Genomic DNA, 21,158 nt, shown 5'->3' with positions numbered 1-21,158 from the left:
GTCAATCAATGACGTCCAAAAACGGGGCGTTTTTTGTCAAACGTCCAGCCAGGGATAAGGTATTGCATTGGACCGGCGTCATTGCGCGCGCCGCCGGGCAGCGTCTTATAGGCCGCGTGCGCTTTTTCAATTTGATCCCAGTCGAGTTCCACGCCAAGGCCTGGCGCATCGGGAACGGTAATTTTGCCCTCGCGGATCTCCAGCGGCTGTTTAGTCAGGCGTGCATCGCCTTCTTGCCAGATCCAATGGGTGTCGATGGCGGTTGGAGTGCCGGGCGCGGCGGCGGCGACATGGGTAAACATCGCCAGTGAAATGTCGAAATGGTTGTTGGAGTGGCATCCCCAGGTTAACCCCCACTCATCGCACAGCTGCGCCACGCGCACTGCGCCGGAAAGAGTCCAGAAGTGCGGATCCGCCAGCGGAATATCCACCGCGTTTAGCATCACCGCATGGCCCATTTCACGCCAATTGGTGGCAATCATATTGGTCGCCACCGGCAAACCCGTGGCACGGCGGAACTCCGTCATCACTTCACGCCCGGAAAAACCCTGCTCCGCACCGCAGGGATCTTCCGCGTAGGTCAGCACGTCGTTCAGGCCTTTGCACAGGTTAATGGCTTCGTCGAGCAGCCATGCACCGTTCGGATCGACGGTGATACGCGCATCGGGAAAACGTTTTTTCAAGGCGCGAACGGTTTCAATCTCATTTTCACCCGGCAGGACGCCACCTTTGAGTTTGAAATCTTTAAAGCCGTAGCGATCCTGAGAAGCTTCCGCGAGGCGTACAACCGCATCGCTGGTCATCGCCTCCTGATGACGCAGGTGATACCACTCATGGTTGCCCGGCGTCGTTTCCAGATAAGGCAGATCGGTTTTGCGCCGATCGCCGACATAGAACAGGTAGCCGAGCACGGTAACCGCATCCCGCTGTTTACCGGGGCCCAGCAGCTCGCACACCGGCACGTTTAGCGCTTTGCCTAACAGATCCAGCAGTGCGGCTTCCAGCGCCGCCACGGCGTTAACCCGTAACTCGAAAGTCCAGGCACCTTTGCCGAAGGTGTCAAAATCCGCCGCCTGGTTGCCTTTGTGCACGCGCTGTACCACTTTGTTTAACCGCGCAATCTCCTGACCGACCACCAGCGGCGTGGCATCGACCAGCGTTTTGTAAATCACTTCACCGCCCGGTGCTTCACCTACGCCGGTGTTTCCTGCACTGTCCTTGAGCACCACAATATTGCGGGTGAAGTACGCGTTATGCGCGCCGCCGATATTCATCAGCATACTGTCATGTCCGGCCACCGGAATGACCTTCATCTCAGTGATAATCGGGCTTGCTTGTGTGTTCATCATTCACGTTCCGCCACAGGTTTCAAAACAATGCGTTTGATATCGCCCACCAGTACCAGATAGCTCAGTACCGCTACCAGGGCATGGACGCCGACATAAATCAGCGCGCCGTTGAAGGAGCCGGTAGTGCCAACGATGTAGCCAATGGCGATGGGCGTAACGATGCCGGAGATATTACCGAACATGTTAAACAGACCGCCGCTCAGGCCGCTGATCTCTTTCGGCGCGGTATCTGCCATTACCGCCCAGCCCAGCGCGCCAATGCCTTTACCGAAGAACGCCAGCGCCATAAAGGCGATAATCAGCGTTTCTGAGTCGGTGTAGTTACAGAACACCATACTCATTGAGAGCAGCATTCCCAGCACGATGGGCGTTTTACGTGCCATATTCAGCGAACCGTAGCGACGCATTAACCAGTCGGAGATAACGCCGCCCAGCACACCGCCGACAAAACCGCAGATCGCCGGGATTGAGGCGACAAAACCTGCTTTCAGAATCGACATCCCGCGTGCCTGCACCAGATAAACCGGAAACCAGGTGATAAAGAAGTAGGTCAGCGCGTTGATGCAGTATTGGCCCAGATAAACACCGATCATCATGCGGGAACAGAGCAGCTGTTTAATTTGCCCCCACTTGACGGAGAACGGGACATTTTGCTGGTTGTTCTTCTGATCCATATTGATCAGCGCACCGCCTTCGGCGATGTACTCCAGCTCTTTTTTATTGACGCCCGGATGCTGGTTCGGCTCGTGGATCATTTTCTGCCACAGCAAACTGATGAAGATGCCGAGGCCGCCCATAAAGAAAAAGACGTGCGACCAGCCGACTTCGTGGGTCAACCAGCCCATGATCGGTGCAAAAATCACCGTCGCGAAATACTGTGCCGAGTTAAAAATTGCTACCGCTGTGCCCCTCTCCTGTGCCGGAAACCAGGCGGCAACGATACGGCTGTTGCCAGGGAAAGAGGGAGACTCTGCAAGGCCGACCATAAAACGTAAGGAGAAGAGCGCAACAATAATGCCAAAGCCGCTAAAGATATCGACGAAGCCTTGCAGTAAGGTAAACAGCGACCAGGTGAAAATAGACCAAAAATAGACGCGTTTCGATCCGAAGCGGTCAAGCAACCAGCCGCCCGGTATCTGGCCAATCACATAAGCCCAGGAAAACGCGGAGAAGACATACCCCATACCGACCGGATCGAGGCCTATCGCTTTGGCCATCTCCGAACCGGCAATCGACAACGTGGCGCGATCGCCATAGTTGAAGGATGTGACGATAAACAGCATCACCACTATCCAGTAGCGAGCGTTGGTGCGCTTTTCAGCGCCGCTCGCCGCCTGGCTAAATGTACTCATGGTTGTACTCCCGAAGCATAAATGTTCTTAGCAACACTCATCCTGTACGGCACAACCTGTAGGGGATGGCAGGATGATGTTGGTGTGTTTTTGTGGCTCCTGCCGGGCTTATAAGCCCTGCGTGCCGCGTTTTATTAACTGGCGAGAAAAAGTATACGAATCGCCTTTTCAACACTCACCGTGCATCAACACAACATTCGACGGGGCAGGCTTTGCCCTTTCTGGCATTAGCCCAGGGGGATGGGGAGTACTTCACGAAAATGGAAAGGGAACAGGCCGGGAGGCGCTGAAAAGAGAGTGGGATGGCAGAGTGTGAGACACGTCGCTTGACGCGGAGAAAAGTGCATTTTCCTCTCCGTTGCGGGAGAGGAAAAGATTATTTCAGCAGAGAGGCCCAGTGTTCAACCCACGGGTTTGACACGCTTTCAGGTTCCGGGTCTTCACTGGCGTCAATCAGCAGCATTTCGCCAATACGCTGCGCGCCTTGCTCCTGAAGTAACGCGTCAAACGTCTTACCGCCACCGCAAAAATGGCTGTAAGTGCTGTCGCCCAACGCAATCACGCCGTAGCGTAAATCCGGCTGATAACCGACGCTATCACGCAGGTAGTGGAACAGCGGAGCAATACTTTCCGGTAAATCGCCCTGCCCGGTAGTAGAGGTTACGATCAGCGCATAATTACCCTGATTGCTCGTCCAGTCCGCCGCTTCGGGATCTTCATACACCTTTGCGCTATGGCCCTGTGACGTTAAGATTTCCTGCGCTTCTTCCGCTACCAGCAGGGAATTGCCGTAGATGGTGCCGACAAAAATTCCAACCTTCGCCATGCTTATCGCTCCTTGTGTGATTCCAGAATGCTTTCATCCTGGCTGCTTGACGCGGATAACTCAACCCTTTCATTTTCAGGGAGAAGCCCGCGCCAGCCAAAGTGCGCAAGCGCGTCCATCCAGACCGCATCCAGCCCTGCACGGAGGGTGAGCGGCGCGCCGGTGAACGGATGCGTCAGGGTAAGCCGGCTGGCATGGAGCATTAAACGGTGGCAGCCAAAATGTTCCGCCGCGCTACGATTTTGCCGCAGATCGCCGTGTTTGCTGTCGCCGATAATCGGATGGCGCAGATGCGCCAGATGACGGCGCAGCTGATGTTTGCGTCCGGTCTTTGGCTCCAGCTCGACCAGGCCGTAGCGCGTGGTGGGAAATTTACTGGTCGCCACCGGCATTTCAACCGTCGCAAGACCGCGATAGTGCGTGACGGCGGGCTGTGGGTCTTTATCCGCACGGGCAAATTTATCGGCGACCTTATCCAGTTCTTCGACCAGCGGATAATCAAGCACCGCTTCGTCCATCAACCAGCCGCGCACAATGGCGTGATAGCGTTTTTGAATGTGATGTTGTTCGAACTGCTGGGATAAGCGCCGACCGGCCTCGCTGGATAAGCCCATTAACAGTACGCCGGACGTTGGCCTGTCGAGACGATGGGCGGTAAAAACGTGCTGGCCTATTTGATCGCGCACGGTTTGCATCACCACCACTTTTTCATCGCGATCTAACCAGCTGCGATGCACCAGCCAGCCGGAAGGTTTATTTACCGCCACCAGCCATTCGTCCTGATAAATAATCTCTAGCATTATTTCCCTTCGCCGCTAAAAAGCGCATCGAGCTGCTGCAAATGCGCCAGCATCAGATCCCGGGAGGGATGCGTCGCTTCAAGGGCGATTTCATAATACGGCGCGATGGCGAACGCCTGTGGCAACGGCTGTTGACCATCAAGCAATGCGTGCATGCGCGGGATTAATACCCATTGCAGCCACTCGAACGGCTCAAGAGTATCCATACAAAAAGGCTGGGTGCTTTCAAAGGCGCTTGCCGCAGGCGCGCTGTTTTGCCAGAGATTCTGTGCGCGCAGCTGCGCTTCGAGAAGATGAAGTTGCTCACGCACACGCTGATATTGAGTCATACAAACCTCCGAAATAAACACACTGGCGCGCAGCATACCAAAGAGCGGAAGAAATAAAAAAAGGGAGCACTGTAAAAACAGTGCTCCCGGTTCGTTTCGTAGCAGTCCAGCTACTCGTTGTGCTCCCTGCTCATCCTTGAAAACTTTTCCTGTGGTCTCCTGACCCGTTCATCCTTAAACAGCGCATCATGCTCACACCACCCCGATGTGACATAGCTTCATCCGTAAAACGTGTCCTGGATCATCCTGATCTGCCGGGCATCCTTACCGACTCTCATTCTCCGTCCTGGAGGTGTCCTTTAACGCACTCCCGCGATGTCCTTTTGCTTCATCCTGAAGCCTCTCCGTGCAGCACCTTCCCGGTGGGTCCTCGAAACAACATCGTCCTAATGTACGTTTCTTGCGTCAATTTCCGTGTCGACAGGAATAGAATTACTGATTAAGCCTCGTCTTACAAGGTTACTTAACGCAAATTAATTGTGTAACGAAGCGGCAATAATAGAGAAGCATTCGAGTAACGTTATGTTTTATAGAGGATATCAAAGAGAAGGCACATTTTAAATGCGGAAAACAACCTGGCGATCTCTTACAGTCTTGTAAGAGATCTCTCACATGGGGTGTAGTATAGTGGATTACACAACGGGTTCGCTTTGATCAAGAAAAGCCGCGAGATTCGGTGCCAGAACGGTGCGCTGGCGCGTGCCCAGCGTCTCTTTAATCACTTCGCCGCTCAGATTACACAGCGAAATCACATCCAGTTCGCTATCCAGCGTGGCAATAAACAGCGTCGGCGATAACTTTAATCTCTTCTGCGTGACCAGGTGACCAATCAGGTTTTCCTGCACGCGCACAAAGTCATCTTCACTCCAGGTTTGCAATAGCGTCAGCGTCAAATCACCAAAACGTGCGGTCATATCACCGGCAAACTGGGTAGTGTAAAAAGTATGGATCGGCGTTTGTATCACAATATCCATCGCCTGTTCAATTGCGTTTACGTTGCGCGCCGGTAAGAACGGTTGAGGCTGCCAAATAACGTAATTGTCGGTGGAAGAAATAGTGCACGGTGAGGGGATACCGTAAAGTTCTTCGCTTTGCGGCCAGCTGCCGCGCTGTTCGTGCCACGCATCACAATACCGCTGCGTAAACGCTTTTAAGGCCTCAGCCGTCTCTTTTTCCACCGATTTCTCTCTTCACTTAAGCCAGGATAAACTCTGACTCATAGTTTACCTGCAAAATGGCGATGAAACATGTCCTCTTATGATAACCATCAGGCGCTGGCTGGCCTGACCCTTGGCAAAAGTACCGATTACCGCGACACCTATGACGCCAGTCTGTTGCAGGGCGTTCCACGTTCTCTGAATCGCGATCCCCTTGGGTTGCAGGCCGACAATCTGCCGTTTCGTGGCGCGGATATCTGGACGCTGTATGAACTCTCCTGGCTTAATGAGAAAGGATTGCCGCAGGTGGCTGTCGGCCAGGTTGAATTGGATCACGCCAGCGTTAATCTGGTGGAATCAAAAAGCTTCAAGCTCTATTTGAACAGTTTTAACCAGACACGTTTTGCCAGCTGGCAAGCGGTGCGCGACACCCTGCAGCGGGATTTAAGTGCCTGCGCGCAAGGAGAAGTAAGCGTAGTGCTGTACCGCATTGATGAACTGGAAGGGCAGCCGGTCGCCCATTTTCACGGTACCTGCATTGATGAGCAGGATATTGAAATCGATAACTACAATTTTGACGCAGCTTTGTTAACGGATGCGGCAGGCGACAAAATTGTGGAAGAGACGCTGGTCAGCCATCTTTTAAAATCAAACTGTCTGATTACCCATCAGCCGGATTGGGGCTCGGTGCAAATAGTCTATCGCGGCGCACAAATCGATCGTGAAAAATTGCTGCGTTACCTGGTCTCTTTCCGCCATCACAATGAGTTTCACGAACAGTGCGTCGAGCGCATTTTTACGGATATCCAGCGTTTCTGCCGGCCGGAAAAACTGAGTGTTTACGCGCGCTATACCCGCCGCGGCGGGCTGGATATTAATCCATGGCGTACCAATACGGATTTTGTCCCCGCCACGGGCCGGTTAGTTCGTCAGTAAAAACACCCGTTTTTACTACCCTGCGTGGAAGATCCTACGCGTCAGGTTGTTAAACGTCATAAGCAAGGGCTATTGTAATCACGGGAAAGATAAAATTTTCGTCCCGTAAGGAGTTCACTTGATTACACATATTAGCCCGCTTGGCTCAATGGATATGTTGTCGCAGCTGGAAGTCGATATGCTTAAACGCACGGCCAGCAGCGACCTGTATCAACTGTTTCGCAACTGCTCGCTCGCGGTTTTGAACTCAGGGAGCCTGACCGACAGCAGCAAAGAGTTACTCTCCCGTAACGAAAGTTTTGATATCAACGTGTTACGCCGCGAACGCGGCGTAAAGCTGGAATTAATTAACCCGCCCGAAGAGGCCTTTGTCGACGGAAGAATTATCCGCTCGCTGCAGGCTAACCTGTTTGCCGTCCTGCGCGATATTCTCTTCGTTAATGGGCAAATTCACACCGCCGGGCATGTCCAGCATTTAAATCTGGAAAGCTCTATCCACATTACCAACCTGGTCTTTTCAATTCTGCGTAACGCCCGTGCGCTGCATGTGGGCGAAGCGCCGAGCATGGTGGTTTGCTGGGGCGGCCACTCGATTAACGAAACCGAGTATCTCTACGCTCGCCGTGTAGGAACGCAGCTCGGCCTGCGAGAACTGAATATCTGCACCGGCTGCGGTCCGGGCGCAATGGAAGCGCCAATGAAAGGCGCCGCGGTTGGCCATGCCCAGCAGCGCTTTAAAGAGGGGCGTTTTATTGGCATGACGGAACCGTCGATCATTGCCGCTGAACCGCCAAACCCGCTGGTTAACGAACTGATCATCATGCCGGATATTGAGAAACGTCTTGAAGCGTTTGTCCGTATTGCGCACGGGATAATCATCTTCCCAGGCGGCGTGGGCACGGCAGAAGAGTTACTTTATTTGCTGGGGATTTTGATGAACCCCGCTAACCAGAATCAGGTATTGCCGCTGATTCTGACCGGGCCGAAAGAGAGCGCGGACTACTTCCGCGTGCTCGACGAGTTTATCGTTAACACGCTGGGCGAAGGCGCGCGTCGGCACTACACCATCATCATTAATGATGCCGCAGAAGTAGCGCGTCAGATGAAGAAAGCGATGCCGCATGTGAAAGAGAATCGCCGCGAAACAGGCGATGCTTATAGTTTTAACTGGTCTATCCGTATTGCGCCGGATCTGCAGGTGCCATTCGAACCGACCCATGAAAATATGGCCAATCTAAAACTCTATCCGGACCAGCCGGTGGAAACGCTGGCGGCGGATCTGCGCCGGGCGTTTTCGGGTATTGTAGCGGGAAATGTCAAAGAGCACGGCATTCGCGCTATTGAAGCGTATGGTCCTTATAAAATTCATGGCGATAGCAATATGATGCGCCGTATGGACGATCTGCTGCAGGGCTTCGTCGCCCAGCATCGTATGAAGCTGCCAGGCTCTGCGTATATTCCTTGCTACGAGATCTGCGCGTAATCCTCCAGGGCGATCAATAAGTCGCCCTTATATCTCGCCCGTTTTTTTCATAACTTCCATCAATATCTCCAGAGCATTCATTGGATATAATTCGCTTTAAACAGGGATAAATCACTGCAATTTGCTCTTTTTGAAGCGCATTCAGAAATTTTGACCTCAACTTATCAGATCGCAAATCCGGCGGCTATTAGCCTTTTCGCCCATAAATGTCATCTGAAGATCGTTTTGTAGAGAGATGGACTAAATACCCACCTGGTTAGAGTCATTTATTGCAATTGCGATCGTGATCACTGATAGAGTCATAACATAAATGTATCTTTCCGCCGCAAATAGTTACGGCAAGAAATTATAAAAAAACCGTATTTAACCGAATTTAATATTACCGCCGGCGTCCCAGGCATTGCTTTCGCCCGTCACGCCAGCATTTTGCTTTTCCCAGGAGATTCTTAATGGAAACCACCCAATCCAGTACTCTGGCCTCACCAACAACACAAAGTTCATGGCGTAAAACCGATACCATGTGGATGCTGGGCCTTTACGGCACCGCCATCGGCGCTGGTGTACTGTTCCTGCCGATTAACGCCGGCGTTGGCGGATTAATTCCGCTGATCATTATGGCCATCATCGCTTTCCCAATGACTTACTTCGCGCACCGTGGTCTGACGCGCTTTGTGCTGTCTGGCAAGAACCCGGGCGAAGACATCACCGAAGTGGTAGAAGAGCACTTTGGTATCGGCGCAGGGAAACTGATCACCCTGCTCTACTTCTTCGCGATTTACCCGATTCTGCTGGTGTACAGCGTGGCGATTACTAACACCGTCGACAGCTTTATGACCCACCAGCTGCATATCACGCCGCCGCCGCGCGCTATTCTTTCGCTGATCCTGATTATTGGGATGATGACCATCGTGCGCTTTGGCGAGCAGATGATCGTAAAAGCGATGAGCATCCTGGTGTTCCCGTTTGTGATTGCGCTGATGCTGCTGGCAGCCTATTTAATTCCGCAATGGAACGGCGCGGTGCTGGAAACCCTCTCTTTTAGCAGCGCTTCCGCAACGGGTCATGGTTTGTGGATGACCTTGTGGCTGGCGATTCCGGTGATGGTGTTCTCTTTTAACCACTCACCGATCATCTCCTCTTTTGCCGTGGCGAAACGTGAAGAGTACGGTCAGGAAGCAGAACGCAAATGTTCCCGCATCCTTGCTTTCGCCCACATCATGATGGTGCTGACCGTAATGTTCTTCGTGTTCAGCTGCGTGCTGAGCCTCTCTCCGGCAGACCTTGCTTCGGCGAAAGAGCAGAACATTTCAATTCTCTCCTACCTGGCAAACCACTTTAACAAACCGATCATTGCCTGGATGGCGCCGATTATCGCGATGATTGCTATTACAAAATCTTTCCTCGGCCACTATCTGGGCGCGCGTGAAGGTTTTAACGGTATGGTGATCAAATCGTTGCGCAGCAAAGGTAAAAGCATCGAAATCAATAAACTGAACCGCATTACCGCGCTGTTTATGCTGCTGACTACCTGGGCTGTGGCAACCTGGAACCCGAGCATCCTCGGAATGATCGAAACGCTGGGCGGCCCGATTATCGCGATGATTCTGTTCCTGATGCCGATGTATGCGATTGCCAAAGTACCGGCAATGCGTAAATACAGCGGAAAAATCAGCAACGTCTTCGTAGTTGTGATGGGCCTTATCGCTATCTCCGCGATCTTCTACTCACTGTTCAGCTAATCTCTTGCGCGCCGCCCATTGCGGGTGGCGCCCCTCTCACAGTTAGGGGAAATACGTCATGATCAGCGTATTCGATATTTTCAAAATCGGCATTGGCCCTTCCAGTTCACATACCGTCGGACCAATGAAAGCAGGGAAGCAGTTTACTGACGATCTGATTGCTCGCAGCATGCTGTACGATGTCACCCGCGTGGTGGTAGATGTGTACGGTTCTCTCTCCCTGACGGGAAAAGGGCACCATACTGATATCGCAATTATTATGGGCCTGGCGGGTAATTTACCCGATAGCGTCGATATTGATGCAATCCCGGCCTTTATTCAGGATGTTAATACGCACGGGCGCTTGCTGCTGGCCAACGGACAGCATGAAGTCGAGTTCCCGGTCGATCACTGCATGAACTTCCATACGGATAACCTTTCGCTGCATGAAAATGGCATGCGCATTACCGCTTTAGCGGGCGATACGGTTCTCTATAGCCAGACCTATTACTCCATCGGCGGCGGTTTTATTGTCGATGAAGCGCATTTCGGCCAGACCAGCAACAACCCTGTCGCCGTACCTTATCCATACAAATATGCCGCAGACTTGCAGCGCCATTGTCAGGAAACAGGGCTTTCTCTCTCTGGCCTGATGATGAAGAACGAACTGGCACTGCACAGCAAAGAGGAGCTGGAACAGCACTTCACGCGCGTCTGGGAAGTGATGCGCGGCGGCATTGAGCGTGGAATCATGACCGAAGGCGTACTGCCGGGCAAACTGCGCGTTCCGCGTCGTGCTGCGGCATTGCGTCGCCTGCTGGTAAGCAGCGATAACACCAGTAAAGATCCGATGCAGGTTGTCGACTGGATCAATATGTTCGCGCTGGCGGTTAACGAAGAGAACGCCGCCGGTGGCCGCGTGGTAACGGCACCGACAAATGGCGCGTGCGGAATTGTGCCGGCGGTGCTGGCTTATTACGACAAGTTTATCCGCCAGGTTAACGCCAACTCTCTGGCGCGTTACCTGTTGGTCGCCAGCGCTATCGGCTCGCTCTATAAAATGAACGCATCAATCTCCGGTGCGGAAGTGGGCTGCCAGGGCGAAGTCGGTGTAGCCTGTTCGATGGCCGCTGCGGGCCTTGCGGAACTGCTTGGTGCCAGTCCGGCGCAGGTCTGTATCGCGGCGGAAATTGGTATGGAGCACAACCTCGGTTTAACCTGCGATCCCGTTGCCGGGCAGGTTCAGGTGCCGTGTATCGAGCGTAACGCGATTGCTTCGGTGAAAGCGGTGAACGCTGCACGTATGGCGCTGCGCCGGACCAGCGAGCCGCGCGTGTGCCTGGATAAAGTGATTGAAACGATGTACGAAACCGGCAAAGACATGAATGCCAAATACCGCGAAACCTCTCGCGGCGGGCTGGCGATGAAGATTGTCACCTGCGATTAAAACCGCTTCAGGATGCCTCGTTTTTGCGAGGCACCTTCCTGATTATCCCCCGCTTTATAGCCTGACGCCGCACGCGGTGTTACCCTTGTCGCATGATTTCAAGGAGGTTATCTGTGGCTCATCTGTTAATTGTCGATGCTCTCAATCTGATTCGCCGTATTCACGCGGTGCAAGGTTCGCCCTGCGTGGACACCTGTCTGCATGCGCTCGATCAGCTGGTGGTACATAGCCAGCCGACGCACGCCGTGGCGGTATTTGACGATGAGGCTCGTAGCCAGGGCTGGCGACATCAGTTATTACCCGATTATAAAGCCGGGCGGCCGCCGATGCCGGAGACCCTTCACGCCGAGATGCCGGCCTTACGTGCGGCATTTGAACAGCGCGGCATACGCTGCTGGGCCACGCCCGGTAACGAAGCGGACGATCTCGCCGCCACGCTGGCGGTGAAAATGGCGCAGGCCGAACAGCAGGCCACTATCGTTTCCACGGATAAAGGCTATTGCCAGCTGCTTTCACCGAATATTCGTATCCGCGACTATTTCCAAAAACGCTGGCTGGATGCCCCGTTTATCGCTCAGGAGTATGGCGTTACGCCGGAGCAGTTACCCGATTACTGGGGGCTGGCGGGGATCGGCAGTTCAAAAGTACCGGGCGTTGCCGGTATTGGTGCGAAAAGCGCCACCCAGTTACTGAACCTCTTCCCGACGCTGGAAGCGCTGTATGACAACCTTCCGGCAGTACCTGAAAAGTGGCGACAGAAACTGGAAAACCATAAAGCGATGGCGTTTACCTGCCGCGATGTGGCGCGTCTGCAGACGGAGTTACAGCTGGACGGCAATCTGCAACAGCTTCGGCTAGCGCGCTAATAATCGTCCGTGCGGGCGCGGGCTGCTTGCCACGCTGCTGAACTTAAACGCATAAGAATAGAAACGACGAAGGCCTGAATCATTGCTGATTCAGGCCTTCTGAATAGTGGCGGAACGGACGGGACTCGAACCCGCGACCCCCTGCGTGACAGGCAGGTATTCTAACCGACTGAACTACCGCTCCGCGTTGTGTTCCTGTTAGGGAACGAGGCGCATATTACGGACTGCGCCTGATGCCGTCAACGCTTTTTCTATCGTTTTTAATCGTTTGCTGCAAAAATCGCCCATAGCGCTATTTTCTGTGGTTAACAGAAGGTAATTACCCACGCCACAGGCAGCTTCCGCCCTTTTTCTGCACTAAATCGAGCCGTGACTCATGGGCCATTAGCTCTTCATCGCTGGCTAAAACCACGCGCAGGCGGCTTGCCTGACGAACAACACGCTGAATCCCTGTACCGTCGGTTTGCGTCTGCCCTTCGCCCTCCATCGAAAATTTCATCGATGTCTGGCCGCCGGTCATCATTAGATAGACATCAGCAAGAATTTGGGAGTCAAGTAACGCGCCGTGCAGAGTACGTTTGCTGTTGTCTATTTCGTAACGCGAGCAGAGCGCATCAAGGCTGTTGCGCTTACCGGGGAACATTTTACGCGCCAGCGCCAGGCTATCGGTCACTTTACAAAAGGTGTCGGTCTTCGGAATGCCCCGGTTCAGCTTGCTGAACTCATAGTCCATAAAGCCGATATCAAACGACGCGTTATGAATGACCAGCTCCGCACCGCGAATATACTCAATAAACTCATCGGCGATATCGCCAAAGGTCGGTTTATCTAGCAGGAATTCGTCGGCAATACCGTGAACACCAAAGGCTTCCGGATCCACCAGCCGATCAGGCTTGAGGTAAACGTGGTAGTTGTTACCCGTCAGGCGGCGGTTGATCACTTCCACCGCACCGATTTCAATAATCTTATGCCCTTCATAGTGGGCGCCGATCTGGTTCATACCGGTGGTTTCGGTATCGAGGACGATCTGTCGTGTAATTGCTGTGCTCATAGCGGCCATTTATGTCAGACTTGTCGTTTTAAACACAGGAAGTCTACCAGAGATGCTTAAGCAGGTAGAAATTTTCACCGACGGATCTTGTCTTGGTAATCCAGGTCCGGGCGGTTATGGGGCGATTTTACGCTATCGCCAACATGAAAGAACCTTTAGCGAAGGGTATCGTCTCACCACCAATAACCGCATGGAACTGATGGCGGCCATTGTTGCGCTTGAAGGATTAAAAGAGCATTGCGAAGTGGTGCTGAGTACCGACAGCCAATATGTGCGCCAGGGGATAACCCAATGGATCCATAACTGGAAAAAGCGCGGCTGGAAAACGGCGGAAAAAAAACCGGTAAAAAATGTCGATCTGTGGAAGCGGCTGGATGCGGCGCTCAGCCAGCATCAAATCCGTTGGGAGTGGGTTAAAGGCCACGCCGGTCATCCGGAAAACGAACGCTGCGATGAATTAGCGCGTAACGCCGCAATGAATCCAACCCAGGAAGACGTGGGTTATCAGCCGGAAAGTTAAGACTGGCGAGTTGCGCCCACGGGCTGGCGAACGTGCGCCTTACTGCGGCTCTGTTTCATCGGGTTCAGGGTCAGCGGAACGGTACGTTTGCGTGCGACGATAAGCTGCATACAGCCCAGCGCCGGTAAATGTGTACTCAGCAGCCTGCCGCCCTGTTTCGTCCAGGGCAGCACACGAAAGCGGCTATAATGGAGTACTTCGAAATTGAGCAACGCCAGCCAGTCAAACTGGCGCATCAGCGTAAACATCCGGTTTTTGACCGCTGGCGAGCGGCGGGCAAAAGGAACGGCTTTGCACAGGCCAAGCAGGCTGATGGGATTGAAACCGCTCATCACCAGCCAGCCGTCGTCGATCAATACCCGGTCGACTTCTTGTAGTAAACGATGGGGATCGGTACACCACGGCAGCGTGTGCGCCAGCAAACAGGCATCGACGGATTTCTCGGCAAAAGGCAGGTGCAGCGGATCCGCTCTCACCTGCGCCGGCTCGCCGCTGAGGGAAACATTGACCTGATGGGAAATAGCGCAGCTTTCGGCATTGATTTCTGCGCTGAGATTGCCGATTTTAAGCAGATGAAATCCATACATTTTTGCAAACCATGGCTTTAACTCTCCCTCCAGCGCCTCGCGGTGATATATGCCTTTTGGTAAATCGCTCCAGCTTGCCGGTGCTAAGAGTGTTCGAGGAGTCCTTGCCGGTTTCATTACAACCTTCCGCTACGCTTTAAGAGGTATTTTATGAATCTTAACAGTATTCCGGCTTTCCAGGACAATTACATCTGGGTGCTTAACGATGCTGATGGGCGCTGCCTGATTGTCGATCCGGGTGACGCCGCACCGGTGTTGCAGGCGATAGAAGAAAATGAGTGGCGACCGGAAGCTATTTTACTCACTCATCATCACAACGATCATGTTGGCGGCGTACAGAAACTGCTGGAGACGTTTCCAAATATGGTGGTATACGGACCGGCGGAAACCCAGGATAAGGGAACCACGCAGGTTGTTAAGGAAGGCGACGTTTTCTCGGTTTTGGGACGTCGTTTCTCCGTTTTTGCCACCCCAGGTCACACTTTAGGACATATCTGTTTCTTCAGCTCCCCTTATCTATTTTGCGGCGACACGCTCTTTTCCGGCGGCTGCGGAAGATTGTTCGAAGGGACGGCAAGCCAGATGTATCAATCCTTTTGTAAAATTAATGCGCTTCCAGAAGATACGATTATCTGTTGCGCACATGAATACACTTTAGGGAATATGAAGTTTGCACTCACCATCCTGCCCGAGGATCCTGACCTTAACGAATATTATCGTAAAGTTAATGAGTTACGCGCAAAACAACACAAAACGCTGCCCGTCACGCTGAAAAATGAGCGCAAAATTAATTTATTTTTACGCACGGAAGATACTGATTTAATTGATGTAATTAACAAAGAAACAAATTTGCAACAACCTGAGGAGCGATTCGCATGGTTACGGTTAAAGAAAGATAACTTCTGACATTGCGGGTTGCCTTTTGAAGTTGACGCCGTTATTATCGCTCGTCTTTTAAGCAACTACTATTGACACACACATGAAGGCAAAAGCGATCTTATTCGCCTCTGTCCTGCTAGTGGGGTGCCAGGCGTCTAATCACGATGGCACGGTCCAACAGCACGCACAGAGCCTTTCTGCAGCTGGTCAAGGGGAAGCAGGGAAGTTTACTAGTCAGGCACGGTGGATGGACGATGGAACATTCGCCGACCAGGATAACAGTGACTTGTGGACCTCCATTAGCGACGAGCTAAAGATGGGAATTCCGGAAAATACCCGGATTCGCGAACAAAAATTAAAGTATTTAAGCAACAAGAGCTATCTCCACGATGTAACTTTACGGGCAGAGCCGTATATGTACTGGATAGCAGGGCAAGTTAAAAAACGTAACATGCCCATGGAACTGGTACTACTACCCATAGTGGAGAGCGCTTTTAACCCACACGCGACGTCTGGCGCCAATGCCGCAGGCATTTGGCAGATCATACCGAGCACCGGGCGAAATTATGGTTTAAAGCAGACTCGCAGCTACGATGCGCGTCGTGACATAGTGGCCTCTACCACGGCCGCCCTTGACATGATGCAGCGTCTTAACCGCATGTTTGACGGTGACTGGTTACTAACCGTTGCCGCCTATAACAGCGGAGAAGGCCGCGTGCTGAAGGCGATAAAAGCCAATAAATCGCAGGGTAAACCCACCGATTTCTGGTCGCTTTCTCTGCCGCAGGAAACCAAGATTTACGTGCCTAAAATGCTGGCTTTGAGCGATATTCTCAAGAACAGTAAGCGTTATGGCGTGAGTCTGCCAACACCAGACGAAAGCCGTGCGCTGGCGCGAGTCAGGCTGAACAGCCCGGTTGAGGTTGAACAGTTGGCTGAAATGGCCGGTATTTCCGTGAACAATCTGAAAACCTTTAACGCAGGTGTAAAAGGTTCGACGTTAGGTTCAACGGGTCCGCGATACGTTATGGTGCCGAAGAAGCATGCAGATCAGCTGCGTGAATCCCTGGCCTCTGGCGAAATTGCTGCCGTACAGCCGACGCTGCTTGCGGATAACACGCCGCTGGCGAGCCGGAGTTATAAAGTTCGTTCAGGCGATACGCTTTCCGCCATCGCGGCGCGTCTCGGAGTCAGCAGTAAGGATATCCAGCAATGGAATAACCTTCGCGGTTCAAACCTGAAAGTCGGACAGAGCCTGACGGTAGGCGCAGGTAGCAGCGCACAGCGTCTCGCCAGCAACAGCGATAGTATTACCTATCGTGTTCGCAAAGGTGATTCGTTAGCGAGTATCGCGAAACGTCACGGCGTTAACATCAAAGATGTGATGCGCTGGAACAACGATACCGCAAATCTGCAGCCAGGCGATCAGCTGACGCTATTTGTTAAAAATAATGTCACCCCGGATTCCTGATCCGACCATATAAAAAAAGCACCGTTTCCCCACGGTGCTTTTTTTTTGCTTTTTTAACCTTTTCGATTGATCGCTTTACCGGGAGTAAATTCAACCAGCAAGGGGTTATGATCCGATGCCTGCGTCACCAGCACCGAGGCTTCTTGCACATTCAAGTCGCGATAAAAGACAAAATCCAGCGGACGACCAAACGCGCGGCGACGGTTGTCATCGGTAAAGCGCACCTGTCGCAGCGACATATCGCGGGTAAAGCGAAACAGCGCATTCATGCGCGGACGACTCCAGGCATTAAAATCACCGGCCATGATGACAGGGCCAACATGGTGCGTAATTTGATCGCCAATCGGCAATAACTGCTTACTGTAGACGTCCACGCCGAGACTAAAATTCACCGCATGTACATTCACTACCATCAGATTACGCAAATCCGGCAGTGGATATACCGTTACCAGCGCCGATTTCGCCAGCCGTAAAATGGGCTCACGCTCGCGCAAAGGGCAACAGTAGACCGGATGGGCAGAAGAAAGGGTCATAACGCCTGAAGGATGCTGCGGTAGAACAAAGGCGGGAACCTGATCGGCAGCAAGATAGTTGGTGGTCGCAAATTTCACCAGTTCCGGCGTGGTTTGTGCTTCCTGTAGCAAGACCAGGTGGGCGTCTTTACCAAAATTCTGCAGCACCGATAGCCACTCTGCGCGCTGCTGTTTAAAAATATTCCATACCAGCACACGGATCCTTTCTTCGCTGCTAAGGGGTACCCCTGCGGGCAACGCCTGACCGATGCCCGCGAAAGAGACCGGTGGCAAGATTCGCTCCGCTGGCTGACCGGCAACATATCGCATGGAATAGGTATTTTTTGCCACTTTCCGCTTAAAACCTCGTTGATTTCCGCCCCCGGATCCCGGGCGCTCATTCAGTTATAGGGACTTTAGCGCACAGTTTCAACGAACAATCAGTAGAAAACCTGCCCCTTTTTGTAAGTGCGCACTTCTTTATGCCTCCTTCGCAGCGCCGCCATGGCCTCGATGGCTCCAACGTGATTAAATAGCTCCTGTAAGAATAATGACATAGCAATATTGCTAATGGAGCAATAATGAAAACCACCTCTGAAGAACTGGCGATTTTTGTGGCTGTGGTCGAAAGCGGGAGCTTCAGCCGGGCGGCTGAGCGGCTGGGGCAGGCAAATTCCGCGATTAGTCGTGCGGTTAAAAAGCTGGAAAACAAGCTCGGCGTTAATTTGCTTAATCGTACGACTCGCCAGCTTAGTTTAACCGAAGAGGGTGAGCGCTATTTTCGGCGTGTGCAAAGCGTGCTGCAGGAAATGGCGGCGGCGGAAACGGAGGTAATAGAAACCAAAGCCACCCCGCGCGGTACGCTCTGTATCGATGCGGCAACGCCGGTGGTACTGCACTTTCTTATGCCATTGATTAAGCCCTTCCGGGAGCGTTATCCTGAAATCAAACTCTCTTTGGTATCCAGCGAGACGTTTATTAATTTGATCGAACGTAAGGTGGATGTCGCCATCCGCGTCGGTAAACTCACCGACTCGAGCCTGCGTGCTCGCCCGCTCTTTAAGAGCTATCGTAAGATTATCGCCTCGCCGGCGTACCTCTCCCGATATGGCACACCTGAAACGGTAGAGGATTTGCGAAACCATGTGTGCCTTGGCTTTACCGAACCGACATCGCTTAATATCTGGCCGATAGCCTCTCCCGATGGCCAACTCTTTGAAGCCACTCCGGATATCTCCTCCAATAGCGGAGAGACATTAAAGCACCTTTGCCTGAACGGAAACGGCATCGCAAGCTTGTCTGATTATATGATTGATAAAGAGCTGGCAAGCGGCGAGCTGATCGATTTGCTGGCGGATAAACGTCTGCCGGTAGAGATGCCGTTTAGCGCGGTGTATTACAGCGACCGCGCGGTGAGCACGCGTATTCGCGCTTTTATCGATTTTATTAGCGAACATCTGGCGCAATAGCTCTCCCTTTTCGTCCCTGGCAACCCGGCATGTCTCGTTGGCGGGTTTATGACTACCGCTAGTTACTTGCATTTTGAAAGTGACTATGTCAACGTGAGCGCGGAACGTCCGATGCTACCTGAGCCAGAAGATGAAAAATGAACCGCTTTATAACGCCCCCTGCCCCATTGCCCGCAGCCTTGGGCGCATTGGTGACAGCTGGAGTATGTTAATTCTTCGCGATGCCTTCGCCGGTTTTACACGTTTTGATGAGTTCCAGAAAAGCGCCAACGTTGCGTCAAATATTCTTTCCCGCCGTCTAAAGGAGTTAGTTGATGACGGATTACTCGAGAAAGTGAGTTACAGTGCCACACCGCCGCGCTATGAATATCATTTGACCGCCCTTGGACGCGATTTCCGGCCGGTGATACTGGCACTGGCGGAATGGGGAAATCGCCATTTCTCCCCTGAAGGCGCGCAGATGCAACTGGTGGAACGCAACACCCAACGCCCGGTAGAAACGGTCCTTGTCGACAAAGCAACCGGTGAATCCATTACCCCCGAGAAATATGCAATGGTACCAGGCCCGGCGGCCGCGCCGGTAATTCATTACCGCCACGACTATTTGCAACGCAAGCACGCTGGTGATACTACACAGAAATTCACACCGCTGCTCTTTTTAAGCCGCGAGCAAAACCCTCACCCATAAATGCTGAGCGCGTCTGCACAGAGGCGTTTTAACGCGTCATGTCAGCTTTTAACTTGCTGCGCTGCACGTTCTCATTATGAAAAGAGACCGGCAGCGTGATTCTTCAGGAGAAATAAGTATGAGCGAATTAGCAAAACGCATCGTGGTAACCGGAATGGGCATTGTTAGCCCGCTGGGCTGCGGCGTATCGCATGTCTGGCAATCTTTGCTGCAAGGAAAATCCGGTATTACCCGGCTCGCAGAGGATATTGTTGAAGATATTCCCTGCAAGGTTGCAGGCCAGGTTCCCTCGATCGAAGAGGATCCGCAGCACGGGTTTGATCCTGCGGTGGCCATTGCGGCCAAAGAGCGCAAAAAGATGGACCGTTTTATCGAATTTGCATTGGTTGCGGCACATGAAGCGCTGACACAGGCGAATTGGTTTCCTCAGGATCAAGGGCAGAAAGATCGCACCGCAACGGTGATTGCTACCGGTATTGGTGGCTTTAACGAAATCGCCAATGCCGTACGCACCACGGATGATCGTGGGCCACGGCGACTCTCCCCTTTCACTATTCCTTCTTTTCTTGCCAATCTGGCAGCGGGGCATGTTTCTATCGCGCATGGTTTTCGCGGGCCGATTGGCGCGCCGGTGACTGCCTGTGCCGCCGGTGCGCAGGCTATCGGCGATGCCGCGCGGATGATCCGCTGCGGGGAAGCCGACATTGCCCTGTGTGGTGGCAGCGAGGCAGCCATCCATCGGGTAAGCCTGGCGGGTTTTGCTGCCGCAAGGGCGCTTTCCAGCGGTTTTAATGATCATCCTTCTGCGGCTTCCCGCCCGTTTGACAGCGATCGTGATGGATTTGTGATGGGGGAAGGTGCTGGACTACTGGTTATTGAATCGCTGGAACATGCGCTGGCACGCGGCGCTACACCGCTGGCGGAACTGGTCGGATACGGCACAAGCGCCGATGCCTATCATCTGACGGCAGGACCGGAAGATGGTAACGGCGCCCGACGCGCAATGGAAGCCGCCATTCGTCAGGCTGGCATTACGCCTGCGCATATTCAGCATATTAACGCCCACGCTACGTCAACCCAGGTGGGTGATAAAGGCGAGCTGGCAGCGATAAAGGCGCTTTTTGGCAACGTACCGGTGGCTATCACCTCAACGAAGTCGGCGACGGGCCATCTGTTAGGTGCTGCCGGGGGAATTGAAGCTATTTTTACCGTTCAGGCTTTGCGTGAACAGAAAGTACCGCCAACGCTGAATCTTCATAACCCTGACGAAGAAGCGGATGGGCTAAACCTGGTGGCTCTGACAGCGCAATCTCTGGAGATGCGTTATGCGCTATCAAACGGTTTTGGCTTTGGCGGCGTAAATGCCAGCCTGCTGCTAAAACGTTGGCAGTGACAGGCGATAAAGGGGGTTTGCTCCCTCTTTATAAAATGAGGACGAAAAAAAACCGCATCTCGTAAGAGATGCGGTTCTTAAAATAAGTGGCGGAACGGACGGGACTCGAACCCGCGACCCCCTGCGTGACAGGCAGGTATTCTAACCGACTGAACTACCGCTCCACCGAATTTCTTTTACAGCCACCGGTTTAATGCCCCGGTTTTTCTTGCTAATTTGATGCCTGGCAGTTCCCTACTCTCGCATGGGGAGACCCCACACTACCATCGGCGCTACGGCGTTTCACTTCTGAGTTCGGCATGGGGTCAGGTGGGACCACCGCGCT

Annotated in this window: 20 protein-coding genes, 2 tRNA genes and 1 rRNA gene; 11 read left to right on the top strand and 12 right to left on the bottom strand. The window is 52.9% G+C overall.

Going from position 1 to position 21,158, the window contains the following annotated elements:
* Positions 1-5: 5 nt before the first annotated feature.
* The 6 genes from RW65_RS04150 to syd all read right to left on the bottom strand — a co-directional run bounded on the left by RW65_RS04150 (position 6) and on the right by syd (position 5,834).
* Complete coding sequence (locus tag RW65_RS04150; protein WP_039055494.1) at positions 6-1,346, bottom strand: enolase C-terminal domain-like protein; 1,341 nt, start codon at positions 1,344-1,346, stop codon at positions 6-8.
* The gene (locus RW65_RS04145) at positions 1,346-2,701 is read right to left on the bottom strand and encodes an MFS transporter (RefSeq protein WP_039055405.1); all 1,356 of its coding nucleotides are present in this window, start codon (positions 2,699-2,701) and stop codon (positions 1,346-1,348) included. The genes RW65_RS04150 and RW65_RS04145 overlap by 1 nt, the downstream gene beginning before the upstream one ends.
* Positions 2,702-3,077: 376 nt before the next feature.
* The gene (locus RW65_RS04140; protein WP_039055404.1) at positions 3,078-3,527 is read right to left on the bottom strand and encodes a flavodoxin; all 450 of its coding nucleotides are present in this window, start codon (positions 3,525-3,527) and stop codon (positions 3,078-3,080) included.
* Positions 3,528-3,529: 2 nt separating this feature from the next.
* A complete protein-coding gene (gene truC, locus RW65_RS04135; protein ID WP_039055403.1) occupies positions 3,530-4,327 on the bottom strand; it encodes a tRNA pseudouridine(65) synthase TruC in 798 nt (265 codons plus the stop codon).
* A complete protein-coding gene (locus RW65_RS04130) occupies positions 4,327-4,656 on the bottom strand; it encodes a YqcC family protein (RefSeq protein ID WP_039055402.1) in 330 nt (109 codons plus the stop codon). Before RW65_RS04130 ends, truC begins: the two co-directional genes overlap by 1 nt.
* A 632-nt stretch (positions 4,657-5,288) precedes the next feature.
* On the bottom strand, positions 5,289-5,834 hold the full coding sequence (gene syd, locus RW65_RS04125) for a SecY-interacting protein (RefSeq protein ID WP_039055401.1): 546 nt from the start codon (positions 5,832-5,834) through the stop codon (positions 5,289-5,291).
* 69 nt (positions 5,835-5,903) lie between these two features.
* Between syd and queF the strand changes: the two genes are divergently transcribed.
* The 5 genes from queF to xni all read left to right on the top strand — a co-directional run bounded on the left by queF (position 5,904) and on the right by xni (position 12,263).
* Positions 5,904-6,749: an NADPH-dependent 7-cyano-7-deazaguanine reductase QueF gene (gene queF / locus RW65_RS04120; RefSeq protein WP_039055400.1), complete on the top strand. Its 846-nt coding sequence runs from the start codon at positions 5,904-5,906 to the stop codon at positions 6,747-6,749.
* Between the two features lie 118 nt (positions 6,750-6,867).
* Positions 6,868-8,232 (top strand): nucleotide 5'-monophosphate nucleosidase PpnN, encoded by a 1,365-nt coding sequence (gene ppnN, locus RW65_RS04115; RefSeq protein ID WP_039055399.1) that lies wholly within the window; start codon positions 6,868-6,870, stop codon positions 8,230-8,232.
* A 449-nt stretch (positions 8,233-8,681) separates the two neighbouring features.
* Positions 8,682-9,971 carry an HAAAP family serine/threonine permease gene (locus RW65_RS04110; protein WP_039055398.1) on the top strand — a complete coding sequence of 430 codons (1,290 nt, stop codon included), beginning with the start codon at positions 8,682-8,684 and terminating at the stop codon, positions 9,969-9,971.
* Positions 9,972-10,029: 58 nt separating this feature from the next.
* Positions 10,030-11,397 (top strand): L-serine ammonia-lyase, encoded by a 1,368-nt coding sequence (locus RW65_RS04105; RefSeq protein ID WP_039055397.1) that lies wholly within the window; start codon positions 10,030-10,032, stop codon positions 11,395-11,397.
* A gap of 113 nt (positions 11,398-11,510) precedes the next feature.
* Positions 11,511-12,263: a flap endonuclease Xni gene (gene xni, locus RW65_RS04100; RefSeq protein WP_231564355.1), complete on the top strand. Its 753-nt coding sequence runs from the start codon at positions 11,511-11,513 to the stop codon at positions 12,261-12,263.
* 107 nt (positions 12,264-12,370) lie between these two features.
* On the opposite strand, the gene RW65_RS04095 is transcribed toward xni, so the two are convergent.
* Both RW65_RS04095 and dnaQ read right to left on the bottom strand, forming a co-directional pair.
* A tRNA-Asp gene (locus RW65_RS04095) sits at positions 12,371-12,447 on the bottom strand.
* A gap of 135 nt (positions 12,448-12,582) precedes the next feature.
* The gene (gene dnaQ, locus RW65_RS04090; RefSeq protein ID WP_082022402.1) at positions 12,583-13,314 is read right to left on the bottom strand and encodes a DNA polymerase III subunit epsilon; all 732 of its coding nucleotides are present in this window, start codon (positions 13,312-13,314) and stop codon (positions 12,583-12,585) included.
* 52 nt (positions 13,315-13,366) lie between these two features.
* Between dnaQ and rnhA the strand changes: the two genes are divergently transcribed.
* The gene (gene rnhA / locus RW65_RS04085) at positions 13,367-13,834 is read left to right on the top strand and encodes a ribonuclease HI (RefSeq protein ID WP_039055393.1); all 468 of its coding nucleotides are present in this window, start codon (positions 13,367-13,369) and stop codon (positions 13,832-13,834) included.
* Here rnhA and RW65_RS04080 read toward each other — a convergent pair.
* The gene (locus tag RW65_RS04080) at positions 13,831-14,538 is read right to left on the bottom strand and encodes a class I SAM-dependent methyltransferase (protein ID WP_039055392.1); all 708 of its coding nucleotides are present in this window, start codon (positions 14,536-14,538) and stop codon (positions 13,831-13,833) included. The two genes, rnhA and RW65_RS04080, sit on opposite strands and share 4 nt — an antisense overlap.
* A 33-nt stretch (positions 14,539-14,571) precedes the next feature.
* On the opposite strand from RW65_RS04080, the gene gloB reads away from it, so the two are divergent.
* Positions 14,572-15,327: a hydroxyacylglutathione hydrolase gene (gloB, locus tag RW65_RS04075; protein ID WP_039055391.1), complete on the top strand. Its 756-nt coding sequence runs from the start codon at positions 14,572-14,574 to the stop codon at positions 15,325-15,327.
* Between the two features lie 73 nt (positions 15,328-15,400).
* Entirely contained in the window at positions 15,401-16,771 is a 1,371-nt protein-coding gene (gene mltD / locus RW65_RS04070; protein WP_039055390.1) for a murein transglycosylase D, read from the top strand.
* A 53-nt stretch (positions 16,772-16,824) separates the two neighbouring features.
* Here mltD and RW65_RS04065 read toward each other — a convergent pair whose 3' ends face one another.
* Positions 16,825-17,634, bottom strand: coding sequence for an endonuclease/exonuclease/phosphatase family protein (locus RW65_RS04065; RefSeq protein ID WP_072037697.1), 810 nt, complete (start codon positions 17,632-17,634; stop codon positions 16,825-16,827).
* 230 nt (positions 17,635-17,864) lie between these two features.
* Between RW65_RS04065 and yafC the strand changes: the two genes are divergently transcribed.
* From yafC to fabF, 3 genes are all read left to right on the top strand, one after another.
* The gene (gene yafC, locus RW65_RS04060) at positions 17,865-18,752 is read left to right on the top strand and encodes a DNA-binding transcriptional regulator YafC (protein WP_039055388.1); all 888 of its coding nucleotides are present in this window, start codon (positions 17,865-17,867) and stop codon (positions 18,750-18,752) included.
* Positions 18,753-18,882: 130 nt separating this feature from the next.
* Entirely contained in the window at positions 18,883-19,440 is a 558-nt protein-coding gene (locus tag RW65_RS04055) for a winged helix-turn-helix transcriptional regulator (RefSeq protein ID WP_039055387.1), read from the top strand.
* Between the two features lie 118 nt (positions 19,441-19,558).
* A complete protein-coding gene (gene fabF / locus RW65_RS04050) occupies positions 19,559-20,833 on the top strand; it encodes a beta-ketoacyl-ACP synthase II (protein ID WP_039055386.1) in 1,275 nt (424 codons plus the stop codon).
* An 87-nt stretch (positions 20,834-20,920) separates the two neighbouring features.
* Here the strand turns inward: fabF and RW65_RS04045 are convergent.
* Positions 20,921-20,997: transfer RNA gene (locus tag RW65_RS04045), tRNA-Asp, on the bottom strand.
* Between the two features lie 57 nt (positions 20,998-21,054).
* Positions 21,055-21,158: ribosomal RNA gene (gene rrf / locus RW65_RS04040) — 5S ribosomal RNA — on the bottom strand; the annotation flags it as partial.

The organism is Enterobacter sp. Bisph1 (assembly GCF_000814905.1).
Classification (GTDB): domain Bacteria; phylum Pseudomonadota; class Gammaproteobacteria; order Enterobacterales; family Enterobacteriaceae; genus Kosakonia.
Note: the sequence above shows the minus strand (reverse complement) of the source record. Positions and strands in the feature narration are given on the sequence as shown.